Here is a 15,045-nt window from a genome sequence, read left to right as displayed (position 1 = left end):
GGGTGTCGGGTGATCGGGTGGTGGTGTGACGTGGCGGCAGTGCGGCGACCGGGCGGCGGTGCGGCGACCGGGCGGCGGTGCGCGGGGGCGCGTCGCCTCCGGACGGACCGTCAAGACGGCCGGCCGGGAACGACGGGACCGTGCGCCGGAACCGCTGTGCCCGAATCGGGCTGCGGGGAACGCCCGGTCGGGTATGTGCGGTGTCAGGCGTCCGTGGCGTCGGCCGGCGGGTCCGGGCGGCGCGCCGGGCGGCGGCGGTCACCCCGGTCGCGTCGATCTCGCCACAGGCGAACAGCCAGGTGGAGTGCGGACAGGCCGAACAGACCGGCGGTGACCGCCAGCCAGCGGGTGCGGAAGACGCCAGGGTCCAGCAGCGTGACAGCCCGGTAGTGTGCACCGCTGTCGGTGGAGATGAGCGGCCAGTAGACGAGGAGCAGCATCAGCGACACGAACGCGGGGACCCGGATGTGGTTCACCACCGCGACGCGGCGCGGTGAGTTCGGCCGTCCGGCGCGTACCGCCCGGTGCAACAGCCAGTCCGCGCCGCCGTACAGGGGCACGGCCACCAGGTCGTGGACGACAGCGGCGCCGACCGTCCACTGCACCACACCCCACCAGTCGCCGGCGAGCAGCCGGACCGCGGCGTAGCCGCACAGCGCGAACGAGGCCAGCAGGGCGGCGAGATGCCACCACGGTTCGCCGTACAGGACGCGGAAGATCCTCACGCCCGCTCCCGGGCGTCGGTGGCGCCGAAGGTGAGCCGGCCGACCCACTTGGTGTTCATCACGCCCGGCGCGGCGGGCACGATGACGCGGGCCGGATAGCCGTGGTCGGGGGTGAGCGGGGCGCCGTTGACCCGCAGGGCCAGCAGCGAGCGGGCGTCACGCACCTGCCCCGCGCTGAGTGCGACCGCACGGAAGGAGCCGGAACGCTGCACGGACTCGACGAACACGCCCGGCGGATCGCCGCCGTGGCCCACCAGGGCGGCGAGGTCTCGCAGCCGTACGCCCTGCCAGTGCTGGTCGTCGGTGGACCAGCCCTCGACGCAGGCGATCGGCAGCGCCGCGGTGCTCTGCGCCATCCGGTGCAACTCGGCGAGGCTCAGCCGGATCGCGCCGGCGGCGCCGGTGACCGTCAGCCGCCAGTCCTCGCCCACGTCCTGGGGCCGGATGTGCGCCGCGGCCGCGGGCTTGTTGACGGCGAAGGCGCCCGGTCCTGCGCCCGGGGACCGGCCGTGCGGCGCGAGCAGCGCGGCCCGGCGCAGCGGCCCGCCGATGCTCTGGCCGGCGGTCACCACCAGCAGCGTGAGGGAGCCGAGCCCGACCATGCCGAGCGCGCCGCGCCGGGAGATCGTCGGTTCCGAGGGACGCATCGGCACCAGGCCGGTCGCGTCGGGCGGCTCCGGGCGGGTCCGCGCGGTGGGGGTTCGCAGCTCCTCCCACAGGTCGCGGCTGCGCAATGCCCGCACGACGGAGGGAAGTTTGACAGCCACGTGCGCCAGCGCGGCCCCGCAGAACACCCAGGCGCCGTAGAAGTGCAGCGGGTAGAACGAGCCCGGGAAAAGGTAGTCCACCTGCGTGTTGAGGATGCCGGTGGTGAACTCGAAGAGCCCGCCGCCGACCAGCAGCAGCAACGACAGCCGCTCCAGCGCGTGTCCGAGTGAGCGGACCGGCGGCAGCGCGAACAGCTTCGGCACCACCGACCACAACTTGGCCAGCAGCACCGGCACCAGCGCGATCCCCAGCGTGACGTGCACTCCCTGGTTCACCCGGTACAGCCAGTACGGGTGCGTGGGCCAGGAGAAGAGGTAGAAGCCGAGCAGGCCCTTGTCCGGTGTCTTGTCGTTCACACGCGCCAGGCCGGGGTCGTACGCGGCATAGGACAGCAGGCCGGTGACGAAGACCACCGGAAGGCCGACCAGCAGGACGGTGCCGAGCACGGACGTCAGCCACGGGCCGCGCAGCGGACTGCGCCAGGGTGCGAACCGGCGGGCAGGGGGGACTTTCATGTCGGCCGACCCTAGTGGCGTGAACAGGTCCTTCGACCGGATCGACCCATGACGAAAGTCTGACGTCGACCGGGACCGCCCGCAGACCTTTCGGAAGTCTGACGTCCGGCTGAGCTGCCGCGCCGGCACCTCACCGGGTGTCTAGGGTGCGGCAGGTGAGCTTCTTCCCCGCCGGTCCGCACCCCTCCGCCGGTCCGTGCCCCTCCGAGGGCCCCCTCACCGACCCGGGCCCCGCGCAGACATCGTCGGACCGGCCCGAACGACCCGCGCCGGACGGTGGGCCGCGCCGCCGGGATCTGCTGGCCGGTGCCGCGGCCCTGCTGCTGTTCGCCGCGGTGGCGGCAGTCGGCGCCTGGCTCCAGCACGACGGCCACGCGCTGCGGTCGCCGTTCCCGCCGCTGGAGGCGTGGTGGCACCCGCACGCCGGACCGGGCACACCGCTCACCGTGCTGGTCGCCGCAGCCGTCATCGGCTACGGGCCGTCCGCCGCCGCGCGGTTGCCCCGGCACGCCCTGCCGTGGGCGGCGTGGGCCGCGGCGTCGGCGTGGACCTGGTCACTGGCCCTGGTGGACGGCTGGCACCGCGGCGTCTCGGGACGGCTCCTGGAGACCGGGGAGTACCTCACCCAGTTGCACCGCTTCGACCACCTCGGGCCGGCGCTGCGCACCTACACCGCGCACATCCTGATCCACTCCCCGCAGAACTGGACCACCCACATCGCCGGTCACCCGCCCGGCGCCGTGCTGACCTTCGTCGCGCTGGACCGGATCGGGCTGGGCGGCGGCACCTGGGCGGCGGCGTTCGTGATGACCGCCGGCACCTCCCTGGTTCCCGCGGTGCTGCTGACGCTGCGGTTGCTCACCGGCGAGTGGCGGGCACGGACGGCCGCGCCGTTCCTGGTGCTGGTGCCGGGAGCGGTGTGGGTCGGGGTCGCCGCGGACGGCTACTTCGCCGCCGTCGCCGCCTGGGCGCTGGCGCTGCTCGCCGTCGCCGCGACCCGCACCTCACCCGTGTCCCGTGCGGCGGCGGGGTTCGGCGCGGGACTGCTGCTCGGCGCTGCCTGCTACCTGTCGTACGGGCTGGTGCTGCTCGTGGTCCCGGCGGCCGTCGTGTTGCTGTGCGCCCGCAGCGTCCGCCCGGTGCCATACGTGCTGGCCGGATGCGCGGCCGTGGTGGCCGCGTTCACCGCGAGCGGCTTCGAGTGGTGGCAGGCGTACGGGCTGCTGCGGACCCGCTACTACCAGGGTGTCGGCGGCATCCGACCGTACGGCTACTGGTTCTTCGGGGACCTGGCCACGGTGGTCGCCGCGGCCGGCCCCGCATCGTTCGCCGGTCTGCGCCGGGTGCTCGCGGCGCGCGGCCGGTTCTCCGGAGGGCCGGGACAGGAACCGGCCGGACCGCCCACCGCGCCCCGCGGCGTCGGTGCCCTCCTGGCCCGGTGGCAAGGCGAGGAGCAGGCGCTCGCGGCCGTCCTGCTGCCCTGCGGCTTCCTCCTGGCGATGCTCGCCGCCGACCTGTCGGGGATGAGCAAGGCCGAGACCGAGCGGATCTGGCTGCCGTTCAGTCTGTGGCTGCCGTCCTGCGCCGCGTTCCTCCCACGACGCGATCACCGCGGCTGGCTCGCCGCCCAGGCGGTGGCCGCGCTGCTCCTGAACCACCTGCTGCTGACCAGCTGGTGAGCGCACGCGACCGACCCGCGACCGGTGCTCCGCGCCGAAGCGCACACCCACGAACCAGGCGGCGCCGCGGCACCGCCCCGAACCGCTGGACCACCACACCCAGGAAGGCCGGCCGCATGCGCGTACTCGTCACCGGTGGCGCGGGATTCATCGGAGCCCACATCGTCGCCGCCCTGCTGGCCGGAGGCCACGAACCGGTCGTGCTCGACGCCCTGCTCCCCACCGCCCACCCGGTTGCCCCGCCGGCACCGCCGCAGGCCGAGTGGTTCAGGGCGGACGTCAGAGATCCCACGGCGGTGACGCGGGCGCTGCGAGGTGTCGACGCCGTGTGCCACCAAGCGGCCATGGTGGGGCTGGGCAAGGACTTCGCCGACGCACCCGCCTACGTCGACTGCAACGACCGGGGAACCGCCGTCCTGCTCGCGGCCATGGCCCGGACCGGGGTGCGGAAGCTGGTGCTCGCCGGTTCCATGGTGGTGTACGGGGAAGGACGTTACGACTGCCCGCGCCACGGACGGGTGACGCCCGGACCACGCCGCGTGGACGACCTCGCCGCCGGCCGCTTCGAACCGGGATGCCCGCACTGTGGAGCCGAGCTCGCCTCCGGCCTGGTCAGGGAGGACGCGCCCACCGATCCCCGCAACGTGTACGCGGCGACCAAACTCGCCCAGGAACACCTGGCCGCCTCCTGGGCACGCGCGACCGGCTCGCGGGCGGTGTCCCTGCGCTACCACAACGTCTACGGCCCCGGAATGCCGCGAGACACCCCCTACGCGGGCGTGGCCTCCTTCTTCCGCTCGGCACTGGCCCGCGGCGAGGCCCCCAGTGTCTTCGAAGACGGCGGCCAGCGGCGGGACTTCGTGCACGTCCGCGATGTGGCGGTGGCCAACTCCCTCGTGCTCGGGGGCATCGAGCGTCGCCCGCCCGGCACGTTCGGCGCGTACAACACCGGCAGCGGAACCCCGCGCACCATCGGCGAGACGGCGACCGCGCTCGCCGACGCGTACGGCGGTCCGGCCCCCGTGGTCACCGGGGAGTTCCGGCTGGGCGACGTCCGCCACATCACCGCCGACTCCGCACTGCTGCGCGAGGAGTTCGGCTGGCGGCCAGAGGTCGCCTTCGCCGACGGCATCACGGAGTTCGCCCGCGCGGCGCAACGCCCGGCAGCCCCCAGCCAGCAGGCCGCGGCCGGGACCGCGGTGGCGCGGCCGTAGCGCGAACAGCGCACCGGCAGGCTCGGGTGCCGCCGAGGCGGAGGTTCGCGGTGCAGACGGCCAGGACCGCGTGTTCGGCCTCCGCCCGGTGGAGGCGCGGTGCCCGCCTCGAAGGCCGGCGGCCAGGGCGCCTACCAGGCGGGGCGTGCTGCTGATCCGGGTTGCGAGCAGGCGGCCGACCGCTGCGGGCCCCGTCGGCGTCGTCGTTGCCGATGTCGGCCGACGCCCGCTCCCGGGCGCCGGCCGCCGCCCTGATCGCACTGGTCCGCCATGCCCTGAACGGAGCGTCAGTACCGCAACCGACCCGGCCCTCCCGGCCGCCGCCGTGGTCGGGCCGGGCGCTGCCTGTGTTCGCGCCGTCGCGTGATCAGGCACCGGGCCGGGGCGCGGCGTCGGGGGCTTCGGAATCGGCATTGGCCAGCACCGCGGCGAGCAGACCGGGAAAACGCTCCTCGAACTCCTCGGTGCGCAGGCGTGCGGTCTGCTGCTGGCCGGTGTGCGTACGCCAGATGAGCCCGCACGCGCGCAGCACGCGGAAGTGGTGCGAGGCGTTGGATTTGCTGATGCCCAGGGCGTTGTAGATGTCGTTGCACTCCGTCTCGCCCCGGCGGGCGAGGAGGCTGACGATCGCGAGCCGGAGCGGCTCGCTCAGCCCGTGCAGAGCCTCGGCCAGGCTGACGTCGGCCAGGTCCGCGTGAACAGGGTCTCGCATGGGTCTTCTCAGTCTCCTCGGTTGCGGAACGGCAATCGCGACGGCGGCCCTCACGCCTCAGCCGGACGGCCGCCGTCACGATCGATTGTCCCGGCCGGGAGCGGGCTCCGTGCGCCAGTGGCCGCCCCGGCCATCCGCCACTTCCCGCCCCCCTTCCCAAAGGTTCAACAACCACTGTACCGTTAGACCATGAATCCTCGCATCTACCTCTTAGCCCTCGGCACCTTCACGGTCGGAACGGAGGGGTACGTCATCGCCGGGGTCCTGCCCGACGTGGCGCACGACCTCCACTCGTCGGTCTCCGTGGGCGGACAGATGGTGACGGTGTTCGCTCTCGTCTACGCACTCGCCGGGCCGCCCCTGATCGGCGTCTTCCAGCAGGTCCGCCCCAAGCGTCTGCTCATCGGGGCGGCACTGGCCTTCGCGGCGGCCAATCTGCTGGCCGCCGCCGCCCCCGACATCTGGGTACTGGCCGGCGCCCGGGTGTTCGCGGCGGTGGGCGCCGCGCTCTTCGCGGCCCCGGCCGCAGCCGCCGCGGCGGCGCTGTGCACACCGGAGGAACTGCCCCGCGCGATCGCGGTGACCGCGGGCGGCAACGCCATCGCGCTCACCCTGGGAGCGCCCATCGGCACCCTGGTCGGCGGCGCGTTCGGCTGGCGCTCCGCGTTCGTGTTCGTCACCCTGCTCTCGCTGGTGACCGCCGCGGCGGTGGCGTTCGGACTGCCCGAGATCCCGGCGGCGTCCTCGTCCGTCGCCGGGCGGCTGAACCTGCTGCGCCACGGGGCCGTCCGCTGGGGACTGGCCACCACGCTCGGCCTGTTCCTCGCCGCCTACAGCGTCTACACCTACCTGTCCCCGGTCGTGCAACGGTCCGCCGGACTCGGCAGCAGCGGGGTGGCGTCGCTGATGATCGTCTTCGGCGCGGGCGGCTTCCTCGCCGGCCGGGTCGTCCACTCCGTACTCGCCCGCTGGCCGATCGCGGCGGTCCTGCGGACCGTCCTGCTGGTGATCGCCGGCCTGCTGGCCGTACTGACCGTGCTGACGGTCACCCATGTCTCCACGGTGGCCCGGGTCGTGGAGTTCCCGCTGCTGTTCGCCTTCGGCGCCGCCTGGTGGTCCGGCGGCATCAGCCAGCAGACACGGCTGGCCGGCCTGGCACCGCAGCAGCGGCCGCAGGCCCTGGGACTGCACTTCTCCGCCCAGTTCCTGGGAGTCGCGATCGGCGGCGCACTCGGCGGGCTGGCCCTGTCGACGGTGAGCGCCGGAGCCGTTCCGGTAGTGGGCGGACTGGTCGCCCTGGCCACGCTGGTCAGCGTCCGCCAGACCATGCCGGCGCCGGCCGCAGAAGCGTCTGCCGCTGAACGGCCCGAGACGGCCGCGAGCAGCCCGACTCAGGTCCGGTGACGGTCCGGCCTGTGCCGCCGCACCCGACACGGCCCGGGGAGCGGTCAACTCGCCCGCTCCCCGCCCGCCGACCGGGAGCGCGGAGGCGCCAGCCGGAACCCCACCCCGCGGACGGTCTCGATCAGTTCCGGCACCCCGAGCTTCTTGCGCAGGCCGGCGATGTGGACGCCGAGGGTCCGGGTGTCACCGGCACCGTCGTGGCCCCAGACCGCGGTCATCAGGTGAGCCCGCGTGAAGACCCGTTCGGGGTCCGAGACCAGGACGGCCAGGAGGTCGAACTCCTTGCGGGTCACCCGCACCTCCCGATCGTGCACGGCGATCCGCCGCCGGCGCAGGTCGACGCGGACGTAGCCGATCTGGTGGACCTGGTTGTTCGGGCGCATCCGCCGTGACGGGACCGCGGTACGGGCCCGTGGCTCCCACAGAGCCAGCGCCCGCCGGCTCGCCGCCTCCACGCGGGCGGTCAACTCGCGTGCGCTGCACGGGTAGACGATGTAGTCATCGGCGCCGAGCCGGAAACTCAAGACTCGGTCCAGTTCGTCGTTCCGCGTGCTGATCATGATGACCGGTACATGCGACACCGCCCGAACTTCCTGGCAGACGTAGAATCCGTCCACATCGGCGAGAAGGACGTCGAGGAATACGGCGTCGACATCGTCGCAGCGTTCCAGGACGACACCGCTCTCATGTCCCGTCTCGACTTCGTAGCCCTGCTCGCGTAAGTCCTCTGCGATACCGAAAACCAATCCCTCGTCGCGGGAAACGGCGAGAACATGCATGCGTCTGCCCCCTCTTTAAACGGCATGGCCACAGGCCGATCAGCTGGTATGACTCGGCAACCAGAAACAGGAGATCGGAAGATCAGGAATACTCACTTCGGATTTCTCCGGAAGGAGTGGAGCACCCGGAGGACAACGTGGCGCGCCGGACCTCTCCGTCGCCGCACCCGCCCCCGCCTCCACGCCGGAACCATGCGCGGCCGCTCCGGTCCACGCTCCGAAAAAACCTCTGCGACCTGCGACAATCGACCTGTCGGACACCGGACGAGCGACCGGGACGGGCAACGCTGCGAGCCAGGTCTGCCGCCGCACGCGAGCTGCGGCACATGTACGAGGCGGAAGTCGGCCGGGCGGACGCGTCGCCGTTGCCGTTGCCGGTACGCCCTCCATCCGTCATCCGTTCCGGTCGGCCGGCGCGCAGCACTGATGGCGGTCCGGCCCGCCGGGCACAAAGCACTGTACCTCTCCACTTTCGCGTCGATGCACATCAAATGGACTTCGGTCGGCACAACCCGTTCAGTCTACACAGGCGAAGTGACCCGTCAAGTAGACATTATGTTTAGTTTACTTGTTTTGTGGATTACAAGGCCGGCCGTTAATGGCGGCGCACATCCAGCCTCGCAACGATTGGGCGAAACGGCTGGCGGACCTCCGTATTCAGCCAGCGTCTCGTCTTGTTATGAACGCCGATTTGCGCCATTCATCGAGCGGACCGAGGATGAGGCCGACAGCCGGTCGGAGGCAGCAGAGGGACGGGAACGATGAGGAGTCAGGCCGGACGGCGCGTTCTGGTGGCCGGCGGGACCTCCGGTGTGGGGCTTGCCACCGCCAAGGAGTTCGCCGCGCTCGGGGCCGAGGTCACGGTCGTCTCGCGCAGCAAGGAGCGGGTGGACGCGGCAGTCGCCGAAGTGGGCGGCCGGTGCCGCGGCGAGGTCCTGGACCTGCGCGACGCCGACGCCGTCGCGGAGTTCTGCGCAACGGCCGAATTCGACCACGCGGTCTCCAGCACGGCAGGCGCGGCCCGGGGGCGGGCGGACGATCTGCCGCTGGCCGCGGCACGGGCGGCCATGGACAGCAAGTTCTGGAGCGCCTACCACCTCGCCCGCAGCGTACGCCTGCGCCCCGGAGGCTCGCTGACCCTGGTGACCGGCCATCTGTCAGTGCGCCCGGGGCCCGCTTCCGCGCTCCAGAGCGCCGTCAACGGCGCTCTGGAGGCACTGGTACGGGCACTGGCGCTGGAACTGGCCCCGATCCGGGTCAACGCCGTCTCCCCCGGGGTGTTGCGCACCCCGCTGTGGGACTCCCTGCCCGAGGAGGAGCGGACCCGGATGTTCACGTCCGCCGCGCAGAGGCTGCCGGCGGGCCGGGCGGGCGAGGCGTCGGACGTCGCCGACGCGATCGCCTTCCTGACGGGCAACGGTTACACCACGGGAGCCACCGTCGTCGTCGACGGGGGCGGCGTCATCGCCTGCTGAGCGCGCCCGTCGGTCAAAGAGCTCCGCCCATGCCCCGACGCCGGTCCACCCCTCCCTCCGTACACCTCGCGGCGGGAGGGAGGGGTGGCCGGCGTCTTACGCCTGTCGTGCGGCGGGGCGCTCAGGGACGACGAGGCAGCAGGAACAGCCCCCTCGGTCCTCGGCGGGCGGGTACGGGGGCCGGGCGCCGAGCTGCGTCAGCGTGCGCTCGACGATCTCCAGCAACAATTCGCGCTGCGTGCCCATCACCAGCTCACCGGGTTCGTCAGCTCCAGCCCGGACGCCGAGTCGCGCAGGGTGATCACGTCTCCGTCACGCAGTTCCACGCCGTCCTTGTGGGAGCTGACACAGGAACCCAGCAGAAGGTAGACGACCGTCCCCGGGGGGAACAGCCCGGCACGTCGCAGCAGCAGCCGTTCCATCAACGCTCGCGAGTAGATCATGGCCCGCCGACCCAGAGTGCCCTGTCTGCGCCAGACGGCCGACCCGTCGCGTTCGACGGACGCGTACACGGTGCTGACGGCCGGCAGGTCCGCGAGGACGACATCGGAACAGACGGCCGAAGGGTGGAGCTTGGAGAGGTTGGCCAGGTTGCGGTGCGCGGTGCGCAGCCCGGCGTCGGAGAAGTCGTTGGCGAGGGTGTGGCCGAGGTAGACGGCCTCGCCCCGCGTGTTCACGCAGTAGATCGCGCAGTACTCGGCTTCCGTGCCGCCGCCGACGACCATGGAGGTGCCGGTCAGCGGCTGCCCTTCGGCGACGAGGAGCGATCCGGGCCCCTTGTAGTAGAAGTCCAGGTTGCCTTTCTCCACCCTGACGTCGTTCACCGCGGCGTGCGAGTACCCGAAGCTGTAGACCGCGGAGAGCGCCGGCGAGGCCGGCAGGAACGGGACTTTGACGGGCAGCCGCGCCGCGCCGGGCCGGGCGGCTGCACTGTCGGGGACGCCGAGTCCGGCGGTGTAGCGGTGCCAGGACTGTCCGCTGTCGGCGAAGTCCACCGCCAGGTCGTACCAGGACGAGGTGCCGCCGACGCCTTCCGGCGCGGGGGCGAGGGAGGCACTCAGCGCCGACAGCAGGAGCGCTTGGCCGGTCGCTTCGAGCGGAGCCTCCCGCGTATTGATCGTCATGTCGTCTCTCTCACTCGATGGTGGCTGGAGGCGGTGACCGGTCACTTCTTCGCGAAGACCTTGAAGCTCCGTCCGTCCACCGCGATGTCCCGCACCTCCACCAGGCGGTCCGCGGTCTGCGGTCCGTCGACCAGGCAGCGGGTCTCGGTGATGAGCACGCCGCCGGGAAGCAGGACCCGCTGGAGTTCCGAGAGCGGCACGGACGGGGCGGCCGGGACGTGCTCGGCGACGACCACCTCGTAGCCGACCCGCTTGTCGTAGTGGTAAGTACCGGCGGTCTCCAGCGGCAGCGTTGTGCCCGTGAGGTCGGAGCGGACCCGGATGCGCTTCGCCTTCGCGTACGACGCCCACTGCAGCAGATAAGGGGTCAGCTCCTGCGCACCGGTGACGACATCGAGGCGGCCGCGGGCCAGCGCCGGGACCAGGCGCAACGATCCCGGCCGGACCAGCAGGGCTCGCGGGGCGGCCCCGGCGTCCTGGACGGACTCGGCGAACGGCGTGAGATCCCCGGAGCCGAGCAGTGCGCCCGCGTGCTCGGCGTAGACCGTCCGCCAGTCGCGGTCGACCGCCGCCCAGTCGGAGATCCGCAGCGTCTCCTCCACGGTCAGGCGGTAGCGGCCGAGCAGAAACGCCTTGAAGGGCTGGTACTGGAGGATGCGGTCGTGGTCCCCCACGATGGAATAGTCGCCCACCCAGTTGTTGATGAACGACCGCGTCCCGACGATGCTGCCCAGACCCAGGTAGTCGCTGTTCCAGCCGACCATGGCGTCCCGACCGACCCAGGCGTAGTCGCGCAGGGTGATCGCCGGCTGCGTCGTCATCGAGACGGTGCGCGCGCCGACCGAGGGGCGGCCGTACGCGCCGTGGTCCTGGCGGAGCAGCAGGCTGCCCGGCGAGAGCCAGGCGCCGTCGCCGATCGTGATGTCGCCGCCGGCGTTGATGCCGCTGCCCTTGCCGAACCGCACGTAACGGCCGATCCGGAGCCGCGGGATGAGGTGCGCGGCCAGCCCGTACTGGTGGTCGGCGTGCGGGGCGCTGAAGTAGGCGCCACCCTCGAAGTGCGTGGGGAGTATCCAGTGCTGCCCGGTGCCTTCCTTCACCAGCAGCGGGTCACCGCCGGTGTCCACGGCGAAGTGGCCTTCGGGCAGGCCGAGTTCGGCCGCCAGGTCGGCGAGCGAGGCGGCGACCAGCCGTCCGAACTCCATCTGCTGCTGCTCATCGCCGACGGCCGAGGACCGTTTGCGCAGTTCCTTGAGCACCTGCGCATACCGCACAATCGGGTACGGGACGGCGGGCATGTCGGCGGCCAGCCTTCCCGACAACTCGCGCGGCGCGACCCGCTCCACGGTGGTGTTCACGTCGAAGTAGTCGGACTTGTCCAACAGATCTCCTTCAGAACAGCTCCCGGGGGAATCCGGCGCCTGTCCGCCGAGGCCCGCGGTCGCCGCTGACCGCCGCCTCCCGTTCCCCCGGAAGCTCACCCCGATAGCGTCGCTGCGGCCGCGAGGAGATACAAGAAAATCAGCTCTAGGTTTTCATCATTTCCAGACCCGCCACATTTAAGAATTTTCAAGGAAATCACTAAAATGCCTGGTGGGAGCGTTCCTGGTGGGAGCGTTCTTGCCGGCGACGGTGTGCAGTTGGGGCGACAAGTGGCGACGCCCCTGGAAGACGGTTTTTCGACCAGGAAATCCATCTCCAGCGCCGTTTACAGGGCTGGGGTGAGCAGTGCGCGCGATGGGTCCCGCGGCCTCTCGTGGTGGTGCGCCGGTGGCGTGTCCGGGCCGGCCGCGCGTGGGCGTGCGCGGCCGGCCCGGGGGTCGCCGTTCGTCAGCCGGAGCAGGTGAGCTTGGGTGCGGCCCAGTCTCCGTGGTCGTAGGCGTTGCCGTCACCGGCGTCGCCGACCACGAGGTCGAGGGTCTGCACACCGGTCAGGTCCGCGGTGAGCTGCTGGGCGGGATCGTTGCCCCTGATCGTCCCCGTGGCGGCGAGGGTCTTGCCGTCGCCGAGCACGCTGAAGGTCATACTGCCGTTCCCCCCGGCGTCGGCGTCGTTACCCACCGTGGAGGTGAACTTCGAGCAGTTGCCGCCGAGGTAGAGGGTGACGTCGCTGATCGAGTTCGTGCCCAGTCCCTTCGGGTAGACGGTGCCGTTGATCGTGAGCGGCGAGCCGTCACCGGCGTTGGTGCCACCCACCGACTGATCGCGCTCCACCGGGCCCCAACCGTTCGTGGACGCCACGAAGTCGAGGTCACTGACGTCGTTGACGCCGGTGGGCGGCGGCGGGTTGACGACCGACACCTGGGCGTCCTGCCGCAGCCACTGCGCTACGCCCCCCTGGGCGAAGGTCGCGGTGGCGCTGATCGTGGCGGTGGCCGCCTTGTCGGTCGGCGCCGTGAGCTGCCAGGTCGCCGTCGCGCTCTGGCCGGGCTCGACCTCACCGAAGACCTGCGGCTGCGTGTCGAAGGTGAAACCAGGGGCGGCGAGGCTGATGTTGACGCCTTCCGCGGCCTTGGCGCTCTTCGGCACCGAGACGGTGGTGGTCACGCTCACCGCCTTGCCGCGCTGCACGCTCGCCGCCGACGGGGTGACCGCAAGCGCCGCGGACGGCTTGTCGTTGCCGGTCTTCGTGAACGACAGGTTGTCGAACTGGTCGGTGTCGTAGGAGGTCAGGCCCAGACCGCCCTGGCCGGCGCGGTAGCTGCTGTCGCTGACGGAGCCGATGTCCTTGCCGTCGACGGACGCGGTGATCTGCGAACCGCTGAAGGACAGGCCCAGCTTGTGCCACTTGCCGGTGCCCAGCGCGGTGGTCGCGGATCGGGTCAGCACGGTGCGGTTGCCGCTCGCGTCGCTCTTGAAGACGGTCCAGGCGCCGGTGTCACTGATCTGGAAGTAGTAGCCCTGTTGGTGGGACTGCGGGCGGTTCTGGGTGCCCGCGCGGCCGATCAGCTCGACGGTGCCGGGCTTGGCCAGTTCGACGTCGGACTGGAGCGAGTAGTTCGTCCAGGTCGGGTCGCCGACCAGGGTGAAGGCGTCGGAGTCGTCCTGCCACTCGATCGGCTTGACGGGCGCCATCTGCTGCAGGCACATCCCCCTGCGTCCGGCGGCGCACTTCTGCACCTCGAACGAGCCCTGCATGTCCGAGAGGTACTTGGCCTCGGTTCCCGCGGCGTCGTTGTCGAAGGTGTCGGAGTAGGGCAGCTTCAGCGCGTGCGCGGCCGGGGCGGTGGCGGTGCCCTTGCCCTGCCCGGTCGTCGTGGTGACCGTGTAGATGTAACCCGGCTTCATGGACAGCGAGTACGTGCCGTCGGCCGACGGCGTGATGTCCTCGGTGTGCGTGAGCTGCGTCGAGGAGGTGGGGTCGTCGACGTCGGTGGCCCACACGTGCGCGGTACCGGTGGACAGGCCGCCCTTGACGGTGAAGTGCGCGGTCTGCGCGGCTGTGGCGCTGGTGGTCTCCAGGACGGTGGAGTAGTCCTTGCCGTTCGGGGACTTGAGCGTCACGTAGCTTCCGTTGGACTCCGAGCCGCCGAGGTAGCCGGAGCCGTCGTCGATGAACGTCCAGCCGGGCTGGGCGAACTGGGTGACCTGCGCGGTGGCCCAGGTGTTCTCACCGATGCTGTAGTTGCCCGACCAGGGTGACCCGGCGGTGGCAAGACCCACGGTGGAGTAAGGCAGGTTCGGGTAGATCGCGGCGATCAGCGGCCAGTTGAAGTAGCTGGTCATCTTCGCGTCGACGTAGCCGCGGGTGATCGAGCGGATCAGCGCGGGCGCGCCGGTGTTCATGTCCTGCGAGCCGTTCTCGGATGCCCACAGCGGCTTGCCGTTGTCCTGTGCGGTCTTCGTGCTGGAGCAGCTGTCGGCGGGGCCGCCGTCCCCCTGGCAGGGGTAGTGGGCGCCGATGATGGAGACCGCGTTGTCGAAGTCGGGGTCCTTGGCCATGTCGTCGGCGACGTCCCAGCCGCTGTCGTCGGCCACGATCTGCACCTTGGAGTACCCGGCGTCGTCAAGGGCCTTGCGGAGCTGGACGTACCAGTCGGCGTCGTGGCCGCGTTCGTTCCAGCCGCCGAGGTACTTGATGTCCAGTCCGTGCTGCTTGGCGCATCCCAGCCAGGAGACGAGGTAGTCGATGGTGTCGGTGGACCAGAAGCCGCCGTTGATCCAGCCGGGCGCGGCCCATGCCAGGCCGTACAGGCCGATGTTCGGGTTGCGCTTGACCGCCTGCTCGGCGAGCCAGAACTCGTAGCCGGCGTCGCAGTTGATCTGGCCCTTGGCATGCTCGATCGACGGCTCGGAGCCGTCGGTGGAGTTGGCGTCGCCGCCGATCTCCAGCTTCAGCAGCTGAAGGTCGGCGCCGTAACCGGGCTTGAACATGTAGTCCAGGATCTGCGACTGCTGGGCGGCCGGATAGTCCGTCAGCAGCCGGGAGTTGCCCCCGCCGCCGCTGATCGCGCCGATCCCGTCGAACGTCCGGCCGCTCTTGGCCCCGTCCACGCTGATCGCCGTACCGGGGTCTGCGTGGGCCGGCGTGGCGACTGCTGCCAGCAGGGCAGCGAGCAACGCCAGCACCCACACAGAAGTGAGTCTCCGCACACGAGTCATTACCCGAGGCATGGTTGACGCCCTTCACTAGAGGAGGATGTCGCACAG

11 protein-coding genes are annotated in these 15,045 nt (G+C 71.3%); 4 read left to right on the top strand and 7 right to left on the bottom strand.

Annotated features, from left to right (window positions below; genetic code table 11):
• Positions 1-203 precede the first annotated feature (203 nt).
• Positions 204-725, bottom strand: a complete 522-nt coding sequence (locus WA788_RS22705; protein ID WP_335980190.1) for a hypothetical protein — start codon at positions 723-725, stop codon at positions 204-206.
• On the bottom strand, positions 722-2,008 hold the full coding sequence (locus WA788_RS22700) for a molybdopterin-dependent oxidoreductase (RefSeq protein WP_335980188.1): 1,287 nt from the start codon (positions 2,006-2,008) through the stop codon (positions 722-724). Before WA788_RS22700 ends, WA788_RS22705 begins: the two co-directional genes overlap by 4 nt.
• 155 nt (positions 2,009-2,163) lie before the next feature.
• Here WA788_RS22700 and WA788_RS22695 point away from each other — a divergent pair, with 155 nt between their 5' ends.
• The gene (locus tag WA788_RS22695; RefSeq protein WP_335980185.1) at positions 2,164-3,687 is read left to right on the top strand and encodes a hypothetical protein; all 1,524 of its coding nucleotides are present in this window, start codon (positions 2,164-2,166) and stop codon (positions 3,685-3,687) included.
• Positions 3,688-3,803: 116 nt separating this feature from the next.
• Positions 3,804-4,901, top strand: a complete 1,098-nt coding sequence (locus WA788_RS22690; RefSeq protein ID WP_335980182.1) for an NAD-dependent epimerase/dehydratase family protein — start codon at positions 3,804-3,806, stop codon at positions 4,899-4,901.
• Between the two features lie 367 nt (positions 4,902-5,268).
• On the opposite strand, the gene WA788_RS22685 is transcribed toward WA788_RS22690, so the two are convergent.
• Complete coding sequence (locus WA788_RS22685; protein WP_335980179.1) at positions 5,269-5,613, bottom strand: ArsR/SmtB family transcription factor; 345 nt, start codon at positions 5,611-5,613, stop codon at positions 5,269-5,271.
• A gap of 189 nt (positions 5,614-5,802) precedes the next feature.
• On the opposite strand from WA788_RS22685, the gene WA788_RS22680 reads away from it, so the two are divergent.
• Positions 5,803-7,017, top strand: coding sequence for an MFS transporter (locus tag WA788_RS22680; RefSeq protein WP_335980176.1), 1,215 nt, complete (start codon positions 5,803-5,805; stop codon positions 7,015-7,017).
• A 44-nt stretch (positions 7,018-7,061) separates the two neighbouring features.
• On the opposite strand, the gene WA788_RS22675 is transcribed toward WA788_RS22680, so the two are convergent.
• Positions 7,062-7,796: a response regulator transcription factor gene (locus WA788_RS22675; protein WP_335980172.1), complete on the bottom strand. Its 735-nt coding sequence runs from the start codon at positions 7,794-7,796 to the stop codon at positions 7,062-7,064.
• 761 nt (positions 7,797-8,557) lie between these two features.
• Between WA788_RS22675 and WA788_RS22670 the strand changes: the two genes are divergently transcribed.
• Positions 8,558-9,271 (top strand): SDR family oxidoreductase, encoded by a 714-nt coding sequence (locus WA788_RS22670; RefSeq protein ID WP_335980169.1) that lies wholly within the window; start codon positions 8,558-8,560, stop codon positions 9,269-9,271.
• A 245-nt stretch (positions 9,272-9,516) separates the two neighbouring features.
• Here WA788_RS22670 and WA788_RS22665 read toward each other — a convergent pair whose 3' ends face one another.
• From WA788_RS22665 to WA788_RS22655, 3 genes are all read right to left on the bottom strand, one after another.
• Positions 9,517-10,395 (bottom strand): hypothetical protein, encoded by an 879-nt coding sequence (locus WA788_RS22665; protein ID WP_335980167.1) that lies wholly within the window; start codon positions 10,393-10,395, stop codon positions 9,517-9,519.
• Positions 10,396-10,436: 41 nt separating this feature from the next.
• Positions 10,437-11,777: an acyltransferase gene (locus tag WA788_RS22660; RefSeq protein ID WP_335980165.1), complete on the bottom strand. Its 1,341-nt coding sequence runs from the start codon at positions 11,775-11,777 to the stop codon at positions 10,437-10,439.
• 448 nt (positions 11,778-12,225) lie between these two features.
• The gene (locus WA788_RS22655; protein ID WP_335980163.1) at positions 12,226-14,988 is read right to left on the bottom strand and encodes an NPCBM/NEW2 domain-containing protein; all 2,763 of its coding nucleotides are present in this window, start codon (positions 14,986-14,988) and stop codon (positions 12,226-12,228) included.
• Positions 14,989-15,045: the final 57 nt, after the last annotated feature.

The organism is Streptomyces sp. CA2R106, assembly GCF_037034245.1.
Lineage (GTDB): Bacteria > Actinomycetota > Actinomycetes > Streptomycetales > Streptomycetaceae > Actinacidiphila.
This window is presented reverse-complemented; position numbering and strand designations above follow the sequence as displayed.